General features: G+C 63.2%; 15 protein-coding genes, 1 tRNA gene and 1 other RNA gene. 5 read left to right on the plus strand and 12 right to left on the minus strand.

Annotated elements, in window-relative coordinates; translation table 11 throughout:
• Positions 1–68 precede the first annotated feature (68 nt).
• Positions 69–163, minus strand: an RNA gene (ffs, locus tag DFR67_RS15250) — signal recognition particle sRNA small type.
• A gap of 128 nt (positions 164–291) precedes the next feature.
• Here ffs and DFR67_RS15255 point away from each other — a divergent pair.
• Positions 292–380, plus strand: a tRNA-Ser gene (locus tag DFR67_RS15255).
• 625 nt (positions 381–1,005) lie between these two features.
• Here DFR67_RS15255 and DFR67_RS30530 read toward each other — a convergent pair.
• From DFR67_RS30530 to DFR67_RS15270, 4 genes are all read right to left on the minus strand, one after another.
• The gene (locus DFR67_RS30530; RefSeq protein ID WP_158539967.1) at positions 1,006–1,398 is read right to left on the minus strand and encodes a PA domain-containing protein; all 393 of its coding nucleotides are present in this window, start codon (positions 1,396–1,398) and stop codon (positions 1,006–1,008) included.
• A gap of 169 nt (positions 1,399–1,567) precedes the next feature.
• A complete protein-coding gene (locus tag DFR67_RS15260) occupies positions 1,568–1,993 on the minus strand; it encodes a hypothetical protein (RefSeq protein WP_146240448.1) in 426 nt (141 codons plus the stop codon).
• Positions 1,994–2,028: 35 nt separating this feature from the next.
• Positions 2,029–3,039 carry a hypothetical protein gene (locus DFR67_RS15265; RefSeq protein ID WP_146240449.1) on the minus strand — a complete coding sequence of 337 codons (1,011 nt, stop codon included), beginning with the start codon at positions 3,037–3,039 and terminating at the stop codon, positions 2,029–2,031.
• 35 nt (positions 3,040–3,074) lie between these two features.
• Positions 3,075–3,710: an MspA family porin gene (locus DFR67_RS15270; RefSeq protein WP_110470335.1), complete on the minus strand. Its 636-nt coding sequence runs from the start codon at positions 3,708–3,710 to the stop codon at positions 3,075–3,077.
• A 906-nt stretch (positions 3,711–4,616) separates the two neighbouring features.
• Here DFR67_RS15270 and DFR67_RS15280 point away from each other — a divergent pair.
• Positions 4,617–4,949 (plus strand): histone-like nucleoid-structuring protein Lsr2, encoded by a 333-nt coding sequence (locus DFR67_RS15280; RefSeq protein ID WP_110470337.1) that lies wholly within the window; start codon positions 4,617–4,619, stop codon positions 4,947–4,949.
• A 20-nt stretch (positions 4,950–4,969) separates the two neighbouring features.
• Here the strand turns inward: DFR67_RS15280 and DFR67_RS15285 are convergent, their stop codons facing one another.
• The 3 genes from DFR67_RS15285 to DFR67_RS15295 form a co-directional block, all read right to left on the minus strand.
• Entirely contained in the window at positions 4,970–6,691 is a 1,722-nt protein-coding gene (locus tag DFR67_RS15285) for a cation:proton antiporter (protein ID WP_110470338.1), read from the minus strand.
• A 65-nt stretch (positions 6,692–6,756) separates the two neighbouring features.
• Entirely contained in the window at positions 6,757–7,800 is a 1,044-nt protein-coding gene (locus DFR67_RS15290; RefSeq protein WP_211325060.1) for a DNA polymerase domain-containing protein, read from the minus strand.
• Complete coding sequence (locus DFR67_RS15295; RefSeq protein WP_110470339.1) at positions 7,800–8,840, minus strand: ATP-dependent DNA ligase; 1,041 nt, start codon at positions 8,838–8,840, stop codon at positions 7,800–7,802. The genes DFR67_RS15290 and DFR67_RS15295 overlap by 1 nt, the downstream gene beginning before the upstream one ends.
• A 1-nt stretch (position 8,841) precedes the next feature.
• On the opposite strand from DFR67_RS15295, the gene gluQRS reads away from it, so the two are divergent.
• On the plus strand, positions 8,842–9,786 hold the full coding sequence (gene gluQRS / locus DFR67_RS15300; RefSeq protein WP_110470340.1) for a tRNA glutamyl-Q(34) synthetase GluQRS: 945 nt from the start codon (positions 8,842–8,844) through the stop codon (positions 9,784–9,786).
• A 4-nt stretch (positions 9,787–9,790) separates the two neighbouring features.
• On the opposite strand, the gene DFR67_RS15305 is transcribed toward gluQRS, so the two are convergent.
• Positions 9,791–10,744, minus strand: coding sequence for a DUF2189 domain-containing protein (locus DFR67_RS15305; protein ID WP_110470341.1), 954 nt, complete (start codon positions 10,742–10,744; stop codon positions 9,791–9,793).
• A gap of 463 nt (positions 10,745–11,207) precedes the next feature.
• Between DFR67_RS15305 and DFR67_RS15310 the strand changes: the two genes are divergently transcribed.
• Positions 11,208–11,906: an RDD family protein gene (locus tag DFR67_RS15310; protein WP_110470342.1), complete on the plus strand. Its 699-nt coding sequence runs from the start codon at positions 11,208–11,210 to the stop codon at positions 11,904–11,906.
• Between the two features lies 1 nt (position 11,907).
• On the opposite strand, the gene tgt is transcribed toward DFR67_RS15310, so the two are convergent.
• The 3 genes from tgt to DFR67_RS15325 all read right to left on the minus strand — a co-directional run bounded on the left by tgt (position 11,908) and on the right by DFR67_RS15325 (position 16,294).
• On the minus strand, positions 11,908–13,170 hold the full coding sequence (tgt, locus tag DFR67_RS15315) for a tRNA guanosine(34) transglycosylase Tgt (protein ID WP_110470436.1): 1,263 nt from the start codon (positions 13,168–13,170) through the stop codon (positions 11,908–11,910).
• 52 nt (positions 13,171–13,222) lie between these two features.
• Positions 13,223–15,571, minus strand: a complete 2,349-nt coding sequence (locus tag DFR67_RS15320) for an MMPL family transporter (protein WP_110470343.1) — start codon at positions 15,569–15,571, stop codon at positions 13,223–13,225.
• Positions 15,572–15,637: 66 nt separating this feature from the next.
• On the minus strand, positions 15,638–16,294 hold the full coding sequence (locus DFR67_RS15325) for a TetR/AcrR family transcriptional regulator (RefSeq protein WP_110470344.1): 657 nt from the start codon (positions 16,292–16,294) through the stop codon (positions 15,638–15,640).
• 160 nt (positions 16,295–16,454) lie between these two features.
• Between DFR67_RS15325 and DFR67_RS15330 the strand changes: the two genes are divergently transcribed.
• Positions 16,455–16,949: a hypothetical protein gene (locus tag DFR67_RS15330; protein ID WP_146240450.1), complete on the plus strand. Its 495-nt coding sequence runs from the start codon at positions 16,455–16,457 to the stop codon at positions 16,947–16,949.
• Positions 16,950–16,951 lie beyond the last annotated feature (2 nt).

Genomic DNA, 16,951 nt, shown 5'->3' on the forward strand with positions numbered 1-16,951 from the left:
ACATCACTCGCCCCGGAACTGTAGTTGTGGGCGCGGGCACCCTCGACGGCGCAAGTGCTCCGAACAAAATTAGGGGACCCCGCGCACCCGACAGAGCCCGCTGACCCTTGCTGCCTTCCGGCCCTGGGGGAGTTCACAGGATGCACGCCGCGCGGGATCCGTTGTCGAGTGTAGCGGGCGCAATCCATGGGAGAAAACCCACCGACTCCCCGAGCCCGCTGCGCTGCGTCTGGCATGCCCTGGAGCAGGCGAGTTTGGGGAGGTCACCGGATTACCGGTAGGCTGCCGGACGGAGGATTCGCCTAGTGGCCTATGGCGCTCGCCTGGAACGCGGGTTGGGTTAATAGCCCTCAGGGGTTCGAATCCCCTATCCTCCGCCAAGTGGTCGTTATTCGAACCCGGCGCGCACGTAAGTGCGCGCCGGGTTCTTTTTGGTCCGGTGAAGCTGAGTAGCGCGCCACTCCAAGCCTCCGGCTCGGGCTCGGGCTCGGGCTCGGTAGCGCCTATAGATCCGGCAGCCCGGGCCTCATTCAAGAGCCTGTCCACGACGGGCTTCGCCCGCGCCGCCACCGTCGTGTCGGGGCCGGGGCCGGGGCCGGGGCGGGGCCGATAGTCATGATGCTCGCCAACGGCGCGCGCACGTCGGCGTACTCAACGCTTCCATCCTCGTCGAGGAAGAGCTTCGCAAACATGCCCTGGTTCAGCCTGAACCCATTGGAATGACTGCAACCACGGACAGAAGCGCCCCGGCAGCGGCGTATGGAAGGTAGCCGACACCCCGGCTACCACCGCCCCAGCCGCCAAGGGCAACGTCATCCCTCCGTATAACCAGATGGCTGTGCTCACTCAAGGCCCTGGTTCCGTATCTAGAGGCAACGATCTATCCCAAGGACAGGATTCATCCACCAGATGGAAGCCAATCGAGAACATCCGGATTTCACCTGAACGTGACGAATTGAGAAGGCGCACTAGGACGATCGGGCGCGCGTTCTTGCAGACAGAGCTTCAGTTCTCGCTCTCTCCAACTGACGCAGCGAACTGGATGCTGACCGCACCGCCCTTCTTCAACAGCTCTGCCGAGTCAGGCGACGTGCTGAACAGCACGGGAATGCCAGTCATCGTCAGTGGCGGCGAACTCCACTGACCAGCCTGTTCGTCAAGCGGAGCCACCTCTGCGACCAACAGGCCTGACGCGCCCGCCTTCACGGAGTTCGCATACTTGCTATCGATGGGGCAGCCGCCCGGTTCAACGACGACCACTGAACCTGGGCTATCGCCGAACGCCTCACCATTGCATCCATCCCCTGCTTGGACGATCGAAACGTTCGCGATATCAGCGCCCCGAGAGAACCCGAAGGGTCTGAGAGCAACTTCTGCGCCGTCGACGCTCGCGACCACCGGCCCCGGCGTGTAGGAGAAGGTCGCTACGGGAGGGCTACTACTACTCGGCGACACGGCATAGGCGCTGCTACTGCCGCTGGCCAACTGATCGTTGCCGTCCGTGGCGCATCCCGCCAACCCAGCGCATAGCGCAAGGACAGACAAGACGCTAGCTGCTCTATGTGATCTAGACATCGCGGCTTCTGCCCCTTAGAGACTTGATTTCAGCCACCGAAGCGGGAGCTGAAGACGGAATAGGTGAGCTCGGCGGCATGCTGCGCCAGTGAATCGCGTCTGCGTCTGACGAGCGCACTTCCGGGTAACGGTTCGGCTCGACAATCTCGAACATGACAATCGAATACGCGACCGCCGCCACATCGATCCCTTCAGGATGCTCAGCTTCGTCTCGTATGTCGAACCTCAGTCCCTGTGTGGCGAAAGGCTCATGCCGCGAACGGAATACCGCGATCACGGCGTACCGTTCCGACCAGCACGCAATCAGCTCGACATCCTCCGCGGCAATGAACGAGCGTCCTTGAACGAGGGTCGCTTCCACCTCGCCGGCCACTCGACGTGCAACCTCATCCCAACCGACGGATTCAGATGGCACCATGTCACCCTCCTCGAGCATTCGGCCTACCTGAATGATCATGCGTCTGGCGGCCTCTGACCGCCCTCGTCCTCAGGGTTCATCGAAATGCCATTGACCTTGTCGATCTGATCTCGGCTCGACATCCACTGTGGGCACTCGATCATCCCGACACAGTATCCAGTGACCACTCCCTGTGGCTTTCCGTCCGGAATCTGCTCCCCACCGGGAAGTGTTCCTTCCATCTGCACGACTGTCCTGAACGTGATCGGAGGAGGGACGCCTTCGCAACGTACTTGCCACGCGTTGATCGAATGGCACTCCTTACGCCAGAACTGCTTTTCGTAGATCAACGTCCGCCCCCGAGTGTCGTTTTCATCGAGCTTTCCACACTGGGATTCGATGGTTTGTTTGACGACATCGCGTTCGGTCATTTTGTGCTTGTGGAAGATCTTGTCCCACCCCCTCCCCTTGTCGGTACCCGCGTTGTAGTAGCCGCGCCGAAGGGGTACTTGGTTGCCGCACTGGTCCTCGTACGTACCAAGTATCTCGTTGGTGGGGTAATTGGCATCAGCGTCGTGCCGAGCGTCGGCGAGTACATCAGGCAGCGACAATGTCGGTAGATCCACCAAGCCGTTCCTGGTTTGGGGCCCTCCTGGGACTGGAACGATTGGCGTGGCACCCGGCGCCGGGATATCGGTCGGCGCGTGAGCGCCGACATTCGGTCCGGTCGGAATCTCGGGTGCTGTGGTCGGGATGCCCGGAGCCACAAGTTCAGGGCTGGTGGGCGTCGTGGTTGGTGCCTCACCTGGGTCTCGGCACACGTGCGGCACGGGCGGTGGCGGCGCCTGAGAAGGGTCGCTGCCCGGGTTGGCGGCCGACCAGCTGGCGACCCACGCCGCGTGGTAGGCGGCAGTTTCGCGGGCGCATCGCTCGGCGGGCGTTTCGCTGTTCGCCGATCCGGCAAAAGCGATCGCGACCAGCATCGAGGCTGTCATCAGCAGTGTCGCCAACAATGCGAGCACAGGCCGCGACTTGGGGTGGCCGATCGCCCAAGCAGTTTTTGACATAGGGGTGTCCCCTGAAGTCGTCACAGAGATAGCCGCTACAGCCAGGTACGTGCGGAAAACACGTTCAACGTGTCATCGGCAGTCGCCGTGGATACCGACATCCGCGCGCCGGACCGGATACTGACCGGTCCCCAGCAGCCATCCACCTTGATGTGGACTCGCTTGGCGGTGATCGACGCCCGATCCTTCTGGAACGTCTTCTTACCCAGAGGTATCTCGGTGATGGTGCCGGGCTTGATCGTCGTCTGTACCGACGGTCCAACGCTTGCCGATGCGCCCAGGTTTGCCGACGGCCCGGTTGGTCCGATCGAGACGCCCACGTTCGGGCCCACCGAGGCCGTCAAACCAACTGTCGCACCGGAAGATACGTCGATCTGACATCCAACGATCAGATACTGCTCGACGATCGCCGCCTGAACCGCCTCGGTTCCCTTGCCCGCGATCGTGCCGGCCACCTTGGCGGTGAACTCACCCTCCCGCGAAAAGGGACTCTGGGCGAGATTGTGCATCGGATTGGCAACCAGCTCAGTGGCATTGAGATCGAGCTGCCAGCCATCATCGGTCACCGTCGAATCGTGCTTGGACTCCAGCGGCGTCGGCGTCGCAGACGCCACCCCTGAACCTAAAACTGCCGCAGCCGCCACCGCGACCAAGACAGCAGACATCCGCATAGCTTGAGACATCAAGACCCCCGTTTGAATTTCAAGATCAAACACTGCGAAGAATATTGCATACACTAAACCCGAGCGCAAGCTGACCCCTACCTGGGTTGGAGCGTGTCACGTCGCCCCGCCCGTGCCCGTAGTCCGAACGGTCTGAACCTGACCTCGCCAAAGACAGACCGAGGCGCCAAGTCCCCTACTGCTTGGCTAAACATGGGCGGTCTGAGTGGAACCGCACTGCCCGACAGCGCGTCCGCGCATTTGCTGCCTGGCCTAGACCTGGTTCGATGGAATATGGAAACGACAGGCAGCCCTGATGCGGAGCTGACGACCCTCCCGCCTCTTCTATTGCTGCGCGGCTCCGACTTCGCCGTAGTCACCTTCGAGAAACGCCGACTCGCCACACGCATCCTCAGATCAGCAAACAACCTCCCCTAACCCCTCATCTCACGTACTGGGAACCTCGTGGAACATCCATCGACAACTGGCGCACCCATCGCGACAGAACACCAAGCCATCGGCTTCCGCTGCCCTCCACGGCCTCGAAGTCTTCCAAGCCGAACTTGCCGACGATCCGCTTCGCCTCCATCACTAACCCAGTTCCCGACGTTTCCGCAGGTCAGCAAAGTACTCAAGCACACGCTCGACCTCTTGTAGAGGGTTCGAAAGCCGTCCCGGTAGCTCCGCCACGAGCACGACGGAACCGGCGTACACGAGCAGTGTGCGCCGGTTTTCTTTACTTCTGGAGAGATACAGACCAGCGGTTCCGGTCTTCGAGGGCACATTCCCCTGCCCCGTCACCGCAGGCGATGTATTTCACCACCGAATCGAAATCAGCGATCCTACGGACCCTTTTGCTATAGTTCTCGGTTGAGACAGATACGTCCAACAAATGGCGCAACTACTGGGGGCTCGATGGCTAGGAAACAGATCGTTCAATTCATCGACGACATCGACGGCAGCGTGCTCGATGATTTCGTCACCGTCCGATGGGGACTCGGCGACAAGCAGTACGAGTTCGACACCTCCCCGGAGCATGCCGACGAGTTCTACGAGTCGCTCGAGAAATATGTGTCGATCTCACGCCGTGTCGAGTCTGTCCGACAGGGCCGCAACACCTCCCGCGGCGCACCGGCCTCCCGCGATGTATCCGTCATTCGGGAATGGGCTCGCGAGAACGGCTACGAGGTCAATGCCCGCGGTCGTGTTTCGGCCCCGATCATCGAAGCGTTCGACGCGGCGCACTGATTCACTCCACGACCGACAACTCACAGGCGACTCTCCAGCCGCGCTGACAGACCCGCCTCCTGCAGATCGAGACGTTCGAGCATCGCACGTACGGCTTCATCGTCGATGTCGCCCGCGTCGCGACTCTCGATCAACGCGTCCCGTTGTGCCTGCAGCACACGGCGGTACAGCGTCGCAAAGGTCTCGGCCCGTTCTGTGTGGGCGTCGGGATCCGGCATCTCTTCGACGTCACGAGACTGCCTCGCGACGGTGGTGCGAATGAAGTCGACGGTGGAGGAGTCGAGACCATCTGGCGGCGAGGCGACGAAATCCTCGATCACGCCGTCGGATGCAAAATGCACGATGCTCTCTGCTTTCGACGTCTCGCGCTGGACGTACCGTTCCTCTTCTTCGGAATGCAGATGCAGCCGGGCGATCATCCACGGCAGCGTGGTGCCCTGGATCAGAATCGTCCCGACGGCCACCACGAACGCGATCGCCTGAATCGCCGATCGCTCCGGAAACGGCTCACCGGATTCCAGAGTCGCCGGTATACCGGATGCCGCGGCCAAGGTCACCACACCGCGCATACCGGTCCACGAAACCACCAGACTCTCTTGGAAAGTCAGCTTTCTGCGGTCTATCTTGTCCCGCCACGACTTCACCTTCGCGCTCGAGCGGCGCGGGGCCTTATCGGGTTTGTCGGTCGTCTTTTTTCGCGGACGCGGAGCCCGCGGCCCCGCGGAGATCTCCAGCTCCGCCGCATTGCTGGACATGTGACTGCTCAGCAATCCGCGGCCGAACATGAGGAATACACAGAGCGGCCGAGTTACGAGAACGGCGAACAGGACCACCAGCGAGGCCAGCGCGACCCCGACCAGTGATTCACGCGCCTCTCGTAGGTCATCGATGATGAATCGCAGCTGTAACCCGATGTAGGCGAACACAAAAGCTTCCAACAGAACATCCACCGAGTTCCAGACGTATCGCTCCTGCAGTCTGGTCTGGTAGCCGGCATGTACCGATCCCGACCCCACCACGAATCCGGCGATCACCACCGCGAGCACCCCGGAGGCATGCAGGTACTCGGCGGCGACGAAGGCCGCGAACGGCACCACGAAACCGAGGACCGTTTCCAGCGCCGGGTTCTTGAGGTGTCGGCGGATCCACAGCGTCCCGAATCCCATGACCACACCCACGATGGGACCGAGGACCGCGTTGTAACCGAACAGCAGCAACGGGTTTCCGATGAATGAGTGGGTACCCGCGATCTGCGACACCGCGATCGCGAACAGCGACAGCGCTGCCGCATCGTTCACCAGTGACTCCCCGGTGAGGATCGCCATGACGCGCCTGGGAAGACCCAGCTTTCGTCCGATGGCGACCGCCGTCACCGCATCCGGGGGCGCCACGATCGCACCGAGCAGCAACGCCAGCAAGAACGTGAACTCGGGGATGAACAGGGTCGCCACCAATCCCACGGTGAAGGCCGTGACGACCACCATCGCGACCCCGAGGCCGAGAATCGGCTTGATGTTGCGCAAAAAGCTCGGGAAGGAAAAGCCGAGAGCCGCCGAATACAGCAGTGGCGGCAGGACAACCGTCAGCAGGATATGGGACTCGAGTTCCACCCGCGGCAACCCGGGAATGAACGAGATGAGCAGTCCGACCACCAGGATGATCAAGGCCGGTTGCATGCCACGGCGATCCGCGAGCGCGGTGACGATAACGGCGCCCACCAGCACCAGAAGGAGCAGTTCCATGGGCGGATTGTGTCAGCTGGAAGGTGTTCCCGCTGGGTGTCGGCCCACCGCCCACCCCTGTCTTGCTAGTCGTCGCCAGGTTCCTCCGGCCGCGCCTTGGACGGTTGCACCCGCTTGGGCTCCCCCGGCATCTTCGGATAACTCGGCGGGTACGGCATGTCTCCCAGCCCGTCGCGCTCGTCCCGTTCGACGAGTTCGATCAGTGAGTCGAGACTGCCGCGGCGCGAATCGATGTCGGCCATCGGATCACCGCGACGCGCGAGCAGCGCCGGAACGGTGGCGATGGTGCAGTCGAGCGGATCGACATCGACCAATTCCTCCCAGCTCACCGGGGTCGACACGGTCGCGGTCGGGGTGCGCCGCGCCGAGTAACCGGCCGCGATGGTGCGATCACGCGCGTTCTGGTTGAAGTCGATGAAGATCCGTTCCCCGCGCTCCTCCTTCCACCACGACGTGGTGATCGAGGAACTGTCACGACGTTCCAGCTCACGGGCCAGTGCGATCACCGCGCGGCGGGCCACGATGAAGTCCCACCTGGGCTCGATCGGCACATAGACGTGTAGCCCGCGACCGCCCGAGGTCTTGGGATAGCCGTGCAACCCGAGCTCGTCGAGCAGCGGCCGCAACACGTCGATAGCGACGCGGCGGGCATCGGAGAAGTCGGTCCCCGGTTGTGGATCGAGATCGATGCGCAGCTGATCCGGATGGTCGTTGTCCGGCGCGATCGTCGGCCACGGATGGAACGTGACCGTACCCAGGTTCGCGGCCCAGACGATGTCCGGCGCGCTGGTGGTGCGGATGGCATCGGCCTTGCGCCCGGACGGGAAGGTGATCGACGTCGATTGCACATGCTCGGGACGTTTTGCCGCGACCCTTTTTTGGTAGATCTCCTCCCCCTCGATGCCGTCGGGAAACCGCTGAAGGAATGTCGGCCGGTCGCGCAGCGCGTTCAACAGGGCGCCGTCGACTGCGACGGTGCGGTAGTACTCGACCAGATCTCTTTTGCGGCCGCCCTTTTCACCGAGCTGCGGAAAGTAGATCTTGTCAGGGTTGGACAACCGGACGGCGGTGCCGTCGACGTCGAGTTCTTCGGCGGGTGATCTGGCCATCAGTCCTGTCCCTCCAATACATCGAACAGGTCGTAGGTCAACGGGACCTCCAGCTGCTCGTAGCCACAACTCTCGGGGTCGCGGTCGGGGCGCCACCGTACGAACTGCACGGTGTGCCGAAAGCGTGGTCCTTCCATCTGGTCGTAACCGACCTCGACCACCAGCTCGGGCCTGATCGGGATCCACTGCGCAGAACCCTTTTCCTTCCACCTGCTCGGCTCGCCCTCTGCGACGTTGTCGGGGTCCAGTCGCATCGGTTCGAGTAGCTTCTGCAGCTCGATCCGCTTCGCGTCGGAGAACGCACCCGCACCGCCGACCATGCGCAGTTCACCGTCGGCATAAAGCCCGAGGAGCATCGAGCCCAGTCCGGTGCCGCTCTTGTGGACGCGGTAACCGATCACCACGCAGTCGGCGCTGCGCTTGTGTTTGACCTTGATCATCTCTCGTTTGCCCGGCACATAGAGTCCATCGAGGCGCTTGCTGACCACACCGTCGAGTCCTGCCCCTTCGAACTCGGAAAACCAGTTCTGCGCCAGATCGGCATCGGTGGTCACCCGGCTCACGCGACAACGTCCTGCACCCGGGATGGCTTCGAGAAGCGCTTCGCGCCGCACCGAGAACGGCTCCTTGGTCAGATCTTTGTCCCGAGTTGCCAGTGCGTCGAAGCCGATGAACATCGCCGGCGTCTGTTCGGCGAGCATGTCGACCCGGGACTTCGCCGGATGGATCCGGATCGAGAGGGCGTCCCAGCTGAGCCTGCGGACCCCGTCGAACACCGCCTGCACCCCGATCTCGCCGTCGACAACGACCCTGTCCGGCAGCTCTTCTCGCGCCGCCTCGACAAGCTCTGGAAAGTAGCGCCCCAAGTCCTTGCCCCCGCGGGAGCCGATGACGACCTCATCGCCGTCCCGAAAGATGATCGCCCGGAACCCGTCCCATTTCGGCTCGTGTGACCACGCCGAGGCACCCGGATCATTCGGGATCTTCGCAGCCGCTTTGGCCAGCATCGGCGTCACCGGAGGCATCACTGGGAGGTCCATGATGAACCATCCTTCCACTTGTAGGGTCGGAACCGTGGAAAAACGCCCTGCCGGACGCTACGCACCGTCACCGTCAGGCGACCTGCACCTGGGAAACCTCCGGACTGCCTTGTTGGCCTGGATGTTTGCACGCACCACCGACCGCGCGTTCATGATGCGGGTGGAGGATCTCGATCGAGTCCGCCCAGGATCGGAGCAGCGACAGCTCGACGATCTCGCGAAGGTCGGAATCGAGTGGGACTCGCCTGTGATGCGCCAGTCGCAGCGACTGCCCCATTACGACGCCGTCATCAACGACCTCCGCGAGCGCGGGCTGACCTACGAGTGCTTCTGCACCCGACGCGAGATCCTGGAAGCACCGAGCGCGCCACACGCCGCGGCGGGCGCCTACCCCGGGACCTGCCGCGATCTGAGTGCCTCCGCCCGTCAGGCGAAAATCGACGCAGGCCGCCCACCCGCCATCAGACTGCGTTGTGACCGTGACGAGTTCACGGTCGTCGACACCGTCCAGGGTCCGTATACGGGTGCAATCGACGACTTCGTGCTCCGGCGGGGTGACGGGGTGGTCGCGTACAACCTTGCGGTCGTCATCGATGACGACGCCCAAGGCGTCGACCAGGTGGTGCGGGGGGACGATCTGCTCAGCTCGGCACCTCGGCAGAGTTATCTCGCAGACCTGCTGGGCCTTCCGGCCGTCACGTATGCCCACGTACCACTGGTACTGAACACCGACGGGAAACGACTGGCCAAGCGGGACGGCGCAGTGACGCTCGAGGACTTGGCGCGCACTGGCGTGGATGCGCAGCAGGTCTTGTCACTGATCGCCGAATCCCTGGGACTCGGCGGACCGGGTGAGCGCATCTCAGCACAAACGATGCTCGGCCGGTTCGATCCGCAGACGCTGCCGAAGCATCCGTGGCGAATCGAACCGGCCGAACTGTGCTGAGGAGTCAGGCGGCTACGGGAGCCACCGGTCCACCGGTGAGCACGCGGTATGCGTAGACACCGGCCAGCAAGGTGACCGGGATGGTGACGAGCAGGCCGACGAGGCACAGGATGGCCCCGCCGATGTTCAACAGCACGCAAACCAGTGCAAGTGGGAGAAGCTGGCCCACATTCTCCGTCGTCAACTTGAAACTCGCCTTGATCGCAGCGATCGGATCGAGGTCACGATCGATCACGAACGTCAGCGAGTACCAGAGCAGATAACCGGTGATGAGGACCGGAAGGAAACAGAGGATGAACGCGACCGCGTTGATCAATCCGACCAGGATGGCGACGCCGAAAACCGGGGCCAGGGCCTTGAATCGGAAGAAGTCGCCGAAACCCGGCTTGACACCGTCGGTTTCGCTGAGCGCACCGCGGGTGAACGCCGCCTGGAAGATGATCGACACGATGACCGACACCAGCGACCCGATGATGCTGAGGAGCGAGAAGCTGGCGGATACGGTCAGATCGTCCGAGTTGGTGTATCTGTCCCAGCTGAACGCCGCATTGATCACGCCCGACACCACGACGGCGATCAGGCACATGCCGATCCAGACGCCGGCGTTGCCCTTGAAGCGTGCCCAGCCGTAGCCGAGCGCGTCACCGACGCTCACCGTGGCCGGCTGACCCCCGAAACCCGGCTGACCAGCGAATCCCGGCTGACCCGGACCGCCGTACGGCGGTGGCGGTGGGAATCCGCCCGGCCCCTGTCCGGGCGGCGGGTAACCGCCGGCCGGCGGCGGGTAGCTGCCCTGAGGCGGTGGGTAGTTGCCCTGCGGCGGTGGATAGCTCCCTTGCGGGGGTGGGTAATTGCCGCCCTGCTGCGGATAGCCACCGGGCGGTGGTGGCGGCGGGTTCGAGCCATCCGGCTTGTTCAGAGTCGGACCGTCGTCATTCGGGGGTTCGTTGCTGGTCATCAAGACTTCCTGTGTCGTTGTCGCTGCAATGCAGCTGCCGGCCGGGCCACAGGATGTGCCCCGAGCACGCGATAACCATATCGGCCACACGCCGAACGGCAGGCGCGAAAAGCTCTTCGAGCCGGTCCCTTTCGCTAACGGAGCCCGCGCCCAGGGCCCGAACCGATCGGCCTAGGGCATTTTCTCGCCCGTGAAGTCATTCGGACAACAGAACTTCACCGGCATTCGGTTCACGGCGCGAATAACCGCACTCGGCCACCGCACCGGCGGATGTGGGGCGGACGCCAGACCGCCTCACCAGCACTTACGCCGATGATGATGCTGCCTCAGGGTTGACGAACACCACGTCCCTGGGGCGCTCCCGGGCACGAATCCGGAGGCATCGCAGGGTTGTCCGGTTTACACTCACACCACACATCGGCGAACCGCGGAGCAGCGACTTCGCGTGAGAGGATCACACGACATGAGTGGACCGCAGTACCCAGGCCCCGACCCCACGAATCCCGCCGGCAATCCCCAAGGCCCGGATCTGGGCAAGGGCGGGCCGGCAGGTCCGCCCCCCGGTGCTTATCCGCCACCGCCGCAGGGCAACTACCCGCCACCGCAGGGCAGCTACCCGCCGCCCCCACAGCAGGGAGGGTTCCCGCCCCCGGCCCCGCCGGTGAACGCCGGACAGTACGGACAGCCCGGCGCCGTTGCCGGTGTCGGCGAGACGGCAGGCCTCGGGGTTCGCTTCGGAGCCCGTGTCATCGACTCGCTTGTGGTCGGCATTCCGGTCTACGTCATCAACCTGGTGCTGTTCTGGTCGGCGCCATGGGTCGTGGCACTGCTCGTCTCGATCGTGCTCGCGTTCGCCGGTTTCCTCTACTTCGTGTACTTCGAGACGCAGAAGCAGGGCACCACCGTCGGTAAGAAGCTGCTCAAACTCAAGGTCGTCGGCGCTCAGGGCGGGGTGCCGACAACGGACGAATCAGCCAAGCGCAACAGCTGGATGCTGCTCGGCGTCCTGTCGTCGCTGCCGATCATCTTCCTCGGGTTCATCTTCGGCCTCATCTGGCTGGGTCTGGTGATCGCCATCGCCGTCACCATCAATGGTGACCCCCGGAACCAGGGCTGGCACGACAAGTTCGCCGGCGGAACCACCGTCGTCCGCACCGGATAGTTCACGCCTTCTCGGCACCCGCGTAGTACCGGCGAAGGAACTCGTCCCGGTACTCGTAGTAGGTGCCATCGATGATGGCCTGGCGGGCCCGCTCCACCAACGTCACGATGAAATGTTCATTGTGGATGGTGCACAGCGTGGCCGCCAGGCCTTCTTTGGCTTTGAAGAGATGATGGATGTAGGCGCGGGTGTATTGCGTTGTGTAGTTGTCCATCTCAGGGTCCAGCGGCCTGAAGTCGCGGCGGAATCGACTATTTGTGACGTTGTAGCGACCATCGAGTGAATAAATCGCCCCGTTGCGCGCCACCCGCGACGGCGACACACAGTCGAAGGTGTCGATGCCACTTTCGATCGCGGTGAAGATGTCGTCGGGTTCACTGATACCCAGCAGATGCCGCGCTTTGTCCTCCGGCAGTTCTTCGTTGACCCAGCGGACGATCGTCCCCAGGTTCTGCTTTTCCAGCGCGCCCCCGATGCCGTAGCCGCCGAAACCCCGCCCGCCCTCGGCGACGTCGATGTCGCTCATCGCCCTCAGGTCACGGGCCGCCTTGCGGCGCAGGTCCTCGTACTGGGCCCCTTGGATCACACCCCACAGCGACTGCACCGGCCGGTGAGCACGTGCCGCGGTGAGCCGATTGTGCTCGGCCAGACAGCGAATCGCCCACAACCGGGTGCGCTCGAGCGAGGTCTCCTGATAGGCACGGGTATTCATCAACGTGGTCAGCTCATCGAACCCGAAGATGATGTCGGCACCGAGTTGGTGCTGGATCTGCATCGATATCTCGGGAGTGAACCGGTGGGTGGACCCGTCCAGATGCGACTTGAAGGTGACGCCGTCGTCGTCCACCCTGGCCAGGCGCTCCTTGCCCTCGGCAATCACCTCGTCGTTCTGCATACCGGTGACGTCCATGGCGATGACCTTCTTGAACCCGGCACCGAGCGACATCACCTGAAATCCACCGCTGTCGGTATAGGTGGGTCCGGGCCAGTTCATGAACTTCCCGAGCCCACCCGCCTCATCGATGATGTCCGGGCCCGGCTGCAGGTACAGGTGATACGCGTTGGCGAGCACCGCCTGCGCCCCCAGGTCGCGCACGGCCTCGGGTACAACCGTTTTCACGGTCGCCTTGGTACCGACCGGCACGAAGGCGGGGGTGTTGATCTGACCGTGCGGGGTGCTGATCACCCCCGTACGGCCGAGGGTGCCAGACAAAGAGGTCCCGACCGTAAATGTACGGTCGGGACCTTGATCGGTATCACTCACCGATGCATCTTCCCAGTCAGTGGCCCTGCCCGGCAAAACGCTCGGCAATCGATCAGACCTTCAATGCCTCTCGCTCGTCCGACGCCTCCTGCTCAGCGGCGAGGGTCTTGTTCAGCTTCTCGCCTTCGATGTCGACGTTCGGCAAGATCTTGTCCAGCCACTTCGGCAGCCACCACGCCTTGTCGCCGAGCATGGCGAGCACTGCCGGGATCAGGGTCATCCGGACGATGAAGGCGTCGAAGACCACTGCCACGGCGAGCGCGAAACCGATCGCCTTGATGAACACCATGTCCTGCAGCATGAACGCTGCGAACACCGAGATCATGATGGCTGCAGCGGCAGCGACCACCCGAGACGAGTGACTGAACCCGCTGATCACAGCCTCCTTGGCCGGCGTTCCGTGTATGTACGCCTCACGCATTCGACTCACCAGGAACACCTGGTAGTCCATCGCGAGACCGAACACGATGCCGATCAGGATGATGGGCAGGAAGCTGACCAGCGGTTGTGGGTTGCCCACCAGACCGAAGTCACCGTTGGTGAAGATCGCCACCGTGGCGCCGAAGGTCGCACCGATGCTGAGCAAGAAGCCCAGCGCGGCGGTGAGCGGAACCAGGATCGACCGGAAGACGATCATCAACAGGATGAAGGCCAGCCCGACCACGACGATCAGGTACGGGATGAGCGCCGAGGACAACTGGTCCGACACGTCGATCTCGATGGCGGTCTGACCGGTCACGCCGTAGGTCAGGCCGGTGTCGTCGGCGACACTCGACTCGAGCCCACGCAGATCCTTCACCAACTGCTGGGTGGCATCGTCGCCGGAGGCGCTGGCCGGGAGCACCGAGATGATCGCGGTGTCTTTCGCCTCGTTGAGGTCTCCCGGGCTGATCATCGCGGTGGCGACATCATCGACGCCCTTGATCTGGTTCACGAGGCCGTCGAAGGCCTCGATCCGCTGGCCTTCGTCGGCGATACCGCTGCCGTCGGCGACCACCACGAACGGGTTGTTCTGGCCCGGACCGAAGCCCTCGGCCACCAAATCGTAGGCCTTGCGCTGAGTGGTGCTCGGATCTCCGTTGCCGTCGTTCGGCAGGCCGAGCTTGAGTCCACCGATCGGGATGGCGAGCAAGCCGAGGATCACGATCGACCCGATCACGAAGATCGCGGGACGCTTGACGACCTGGTTCACCCAGCGCTGACCGTTGTGGCGACGGGCCGGGTCGTGCGGCGTGACGTCCGGCGGGTTGAGGAACTTGAGCCGTCCGGCGAACACCTTGTTGCCGAAGACACCCAGGATCGCGGGCAGCAGGGTAAGTGCCACCAACACGGCCACCAACACGGTGCCGGCAGCAGCCAGACCCATGGCGGTCAGGAACGGGATGTTCACGATGAACAGGGCCGCAAGCGCGATGAACACGGTCGCACCGGCGAAAACGACTGCCGAACCCGCTGTGCCCACGGCCTTTCCGGCCGCTTCGGCGCGGCTCTTCGAGGTGTGCACCTCATGCCGGTACCGCGAGACGATGAACAGGGCGTAGTCGATACCGACGGCCAGTCCGATCATCGTCGCGAGGATCGGGGTCTCCGAGCTCAGGTCGAAGAAGAACGTCGCCGCGGTGACACCGAGCATTCCGATGATGACGCCGACGAGTGCGGTGATCAGTGGCATGCCCCAGGCCACGAGCGAGGCGAAGGTCAGGATCATCACGATCGCGCCGACGCCCATACCGATCAGTTCGGAGGTGAACCCGATCGCCGGCTGCGGCAACGCCGTACCCGACATCTCGACCGTCAGACCGCTGGCCCGCGCCGAGTTCGCCACGTCCTCCATCTGGGTGTGTGCTGTGGAGGAGACATCTGCTGCCGCCTCGACGTCGAAGGCCGCTCCGAGTTGAGCGATGGTTGCATCTTGGTTGATCGGTGAACTGGCCTGCGCATCAGCCTCGGCCGATGCGGGCGACTTCCCGAACGTCTGTTCTTGGTACTCGATCACCGCGTCGCGGCCGGGACCCGGATTGTCCTTCGTTCCATAGGTGTCGAACGGATTCGCGATCGACTCCTCGGGGGCCTTCGCTTTGTCGAACTGCTTCATCTGCTCGACCATGGTGTTGATCGCAGCCTGATATTGCGGCTCGGTCAGGTTCGCACCGGCAGGAGCCTTGATGACGTACTTGACCGAGACGTTCTCGTCGAATTTCGGCTTCTCCGGAAAGGCCTCGACCATCTGGGTCTGTGCCTTCTCCGAGGGGATGCCCGGGATCGAGAAGCTCTCGGATGTGGGCTTCGACAGCGTCGCGGCGGCGACTCCCATCCCGACCAGCACCAGCAACCAGATCGCGATCATCTTGAATTTGTTCAAATAGGCCCACTTGCCTATTCGATAGAGATATGTGGCCACGTGCTGGTCCTTCCGTTCAGGTTTGTTCGGGGAGGTTGTCGTCGACGCCGCAGATGCGACGATCGGTCAGTTGTGTGCCGGCACCGGGCCGCCCAGTCCGCTCTTGGTCATGCGAAATGCCTCGCCGAGGAACTGCCGCAGGTCGCCGTCCCTGTCGACGCCGTGCGCCGTCTGCGTACCGACGCAGCCGGTGTCGATGTCCTCTGTCCACATCTCCAGCGCTACCCGCAGCGTGCACAACGCGTTCGTGAAGACAAGCCGCTCGAACAGTCCGAGTTCGGTGGTCTGACCGCGAGTGCTCAGGACTTCCTCGAACCGGTCCTTTTGCACGCTGACCATCGCGTCGCTGTGCTTGTGCTCGGCCAACGCCGGGTCGCTTTCGAGCAGCCGGATCAGCGTCATGAACTGGCCCGCTTCTGCCTCCGGGTCACAGGCGATCTCGGTGAGGGCGTATTCGACCACGTCCCAGAGGTTGTCGTCGGACGGACGCGACTCGATGAGGTCGGCCATGCGATCGAGCATGACGCCGACGAAGTAGATCAGCGCATCGTCTTTGCCCGAGAAGTAGTTGTGGAAGGTTCTCGTCGAAACACCCTCTTCTGCTGCGACCGTGTCGACAGAGACCGACTCGAGTCCGCCATCCGCCGCGTGACGAAGTACCGCGGTCGCCAAGGCCAGCCGGGTGGCTGCCTTCTTCGATTCACGTAGACCCATCTGTTGCATGACTGCCAGAGTACGGAACTTGCAGAGCCATGCAAATTTTCCTGCCCATGCAATATTGTCGAATCAGTCACTCACTCCCGTCGCTATGACCGGCCTCACACATGACTGCCACGGTCACCGAACGTCACTCACCCGCGCTTCGTTCGATACGGTTGACGGCATGCGCACACGTCTGGCCCGATCCATCGGAGGAGCCGTGATGGTCGGGGGCCTCATGGCCGCACTGACCGCCTGCGGCGGAGACGATTCGACCGCGTCGGAAACGCCCGCCGACACGACGCAACCTGTGTCTTCGGCGCCCGCGGGCACCAGCCCGAGCCGCACCGCGTCCGCCGAGAATTCCAATGCCCCCGCAGTACCCGGACCGTCGCTTCCGCCGGCGACGTCCATACCCGATTCGAAGAAACTGCCCGACGTCGAGGGCACCCGGTGCGAGACTGTGAACGGCCCCGACGGTGCCTTGCACGTCGTCATTTTTCCTGGAGGTTCTGTGGACTGCGCTGTTGTGATGCCGATCGCAAAGGAATACAGCCCAAAGATCGCTACCGGCAGTCCGCAGCAGGTCAGCGGTTGGGATTGCGGCCCGTCGCAGACCCGGGGAGTGCTGTCACGCTGCACCAAGGGCAGCGACGCCTTCGGATTCTCGATCGAATAGTC

This window comes from Williamsia limnetica, from assembly GCF_003217475.1.
GTDB lineage: Bacteria > Actinomycetota > Actinomycetes > Mycobacteriales > Mycobacteriaceae > Williamsia > Williamsia limnetica.

What these genes read in the sequence shown, in the direction of transcription:
- DFR67_RS15305 (WP_110470341.1), bottom strand. Translation starts at nt 10,744, where the DNA reads ATGACCAGCAACGAACCCCCGAATGACGACGGTCCGACTCTGAACAAG.
- DFR67_RS15260 (WP_146240448.1), bottom strand. Translation starts at nt 1,993, where the DNA reads ATGGTGCCATCTGAATCCGTCGGTTGGGATGAGGTTGCACGTCGAGTG.
- gluQRS (WP_110470340.1), top strand. Translation starts at nt 8,842, where the DNA reads ATGAACCATCCTTCCACTTGTAGGGTCGGAACCGTGGAAAAACGCCCT.
- DFR67_RS15280 (WP_110470337.1), top strand. Translation starts at nt 4,617, where the DNA reads ATGGCTAGGAAACAGATCGTTCAATTCATCGACGACATCGACGGCAGC.
- DFR67_RS15270 (WP_110470335.1), bottom strand. Translation starts at nt 3,710, where the DNA reads ATGCGGATGTCTGCTGTCTTGGTCGCGGTGGCGGCTGCGGCAGTTTTA.
- DFR67_RS15325 (WP_110470344.1), bottom strand. Translation starts at nt 16,294, where the DNA reads ATGCAACAGATGGGTCTACGTGAATCGAAGAAGGCAGCCACCCGGCTG.
- DFR67_RS15330 (WP_146240450.1), top strand. Translation starts at nt 16,455, where the DNA reads ATGCGCACACGTCTGGCCCGATCCATCGGAGGAGCCGTGATGGTCGGG.
- DFR67_RS15290 (WP_211325060.1), bottom strand. Translation starts at nt 7,800, where the DNA reads ATGGCCAGATCACCCGCCGAAGAACTCGACGTCGACGGCACCGCCGTC.
- DFR67_RS15265 (WP_146240449.1), bottom strand. Translation starts at nt 3,039, where the DNA reads ATGTCAAAAACTGCTTGGGCGATCGGCCACCCCAAGTCGCGGCCTGTG.
- DFR67_RS15285 (WP_110470338.1), bottom strand. Translation starts at nt 6,691, where the DNA reads ATGGAACTGCTCCTTCTGGTGCTGGTGGGCGCCGTTATCGTCACCGCG.
- DFR67_RS15295 (WP_110470339.1), bottom strand. Translation starts at nt 8,840, where the DNA reads ATGGACCTCCCAGTGATGCCTCCGGTGACGCCGATGCTGGCCAAAGCG.
- DFR67_RS15310 (WP_110470342.1), top strand. Translation starts at nt 11,208, where the DNA reads ATGAGTGGACCGCAGTACCCAGGCCCCGACCCCACGAATCCCGCCGGC.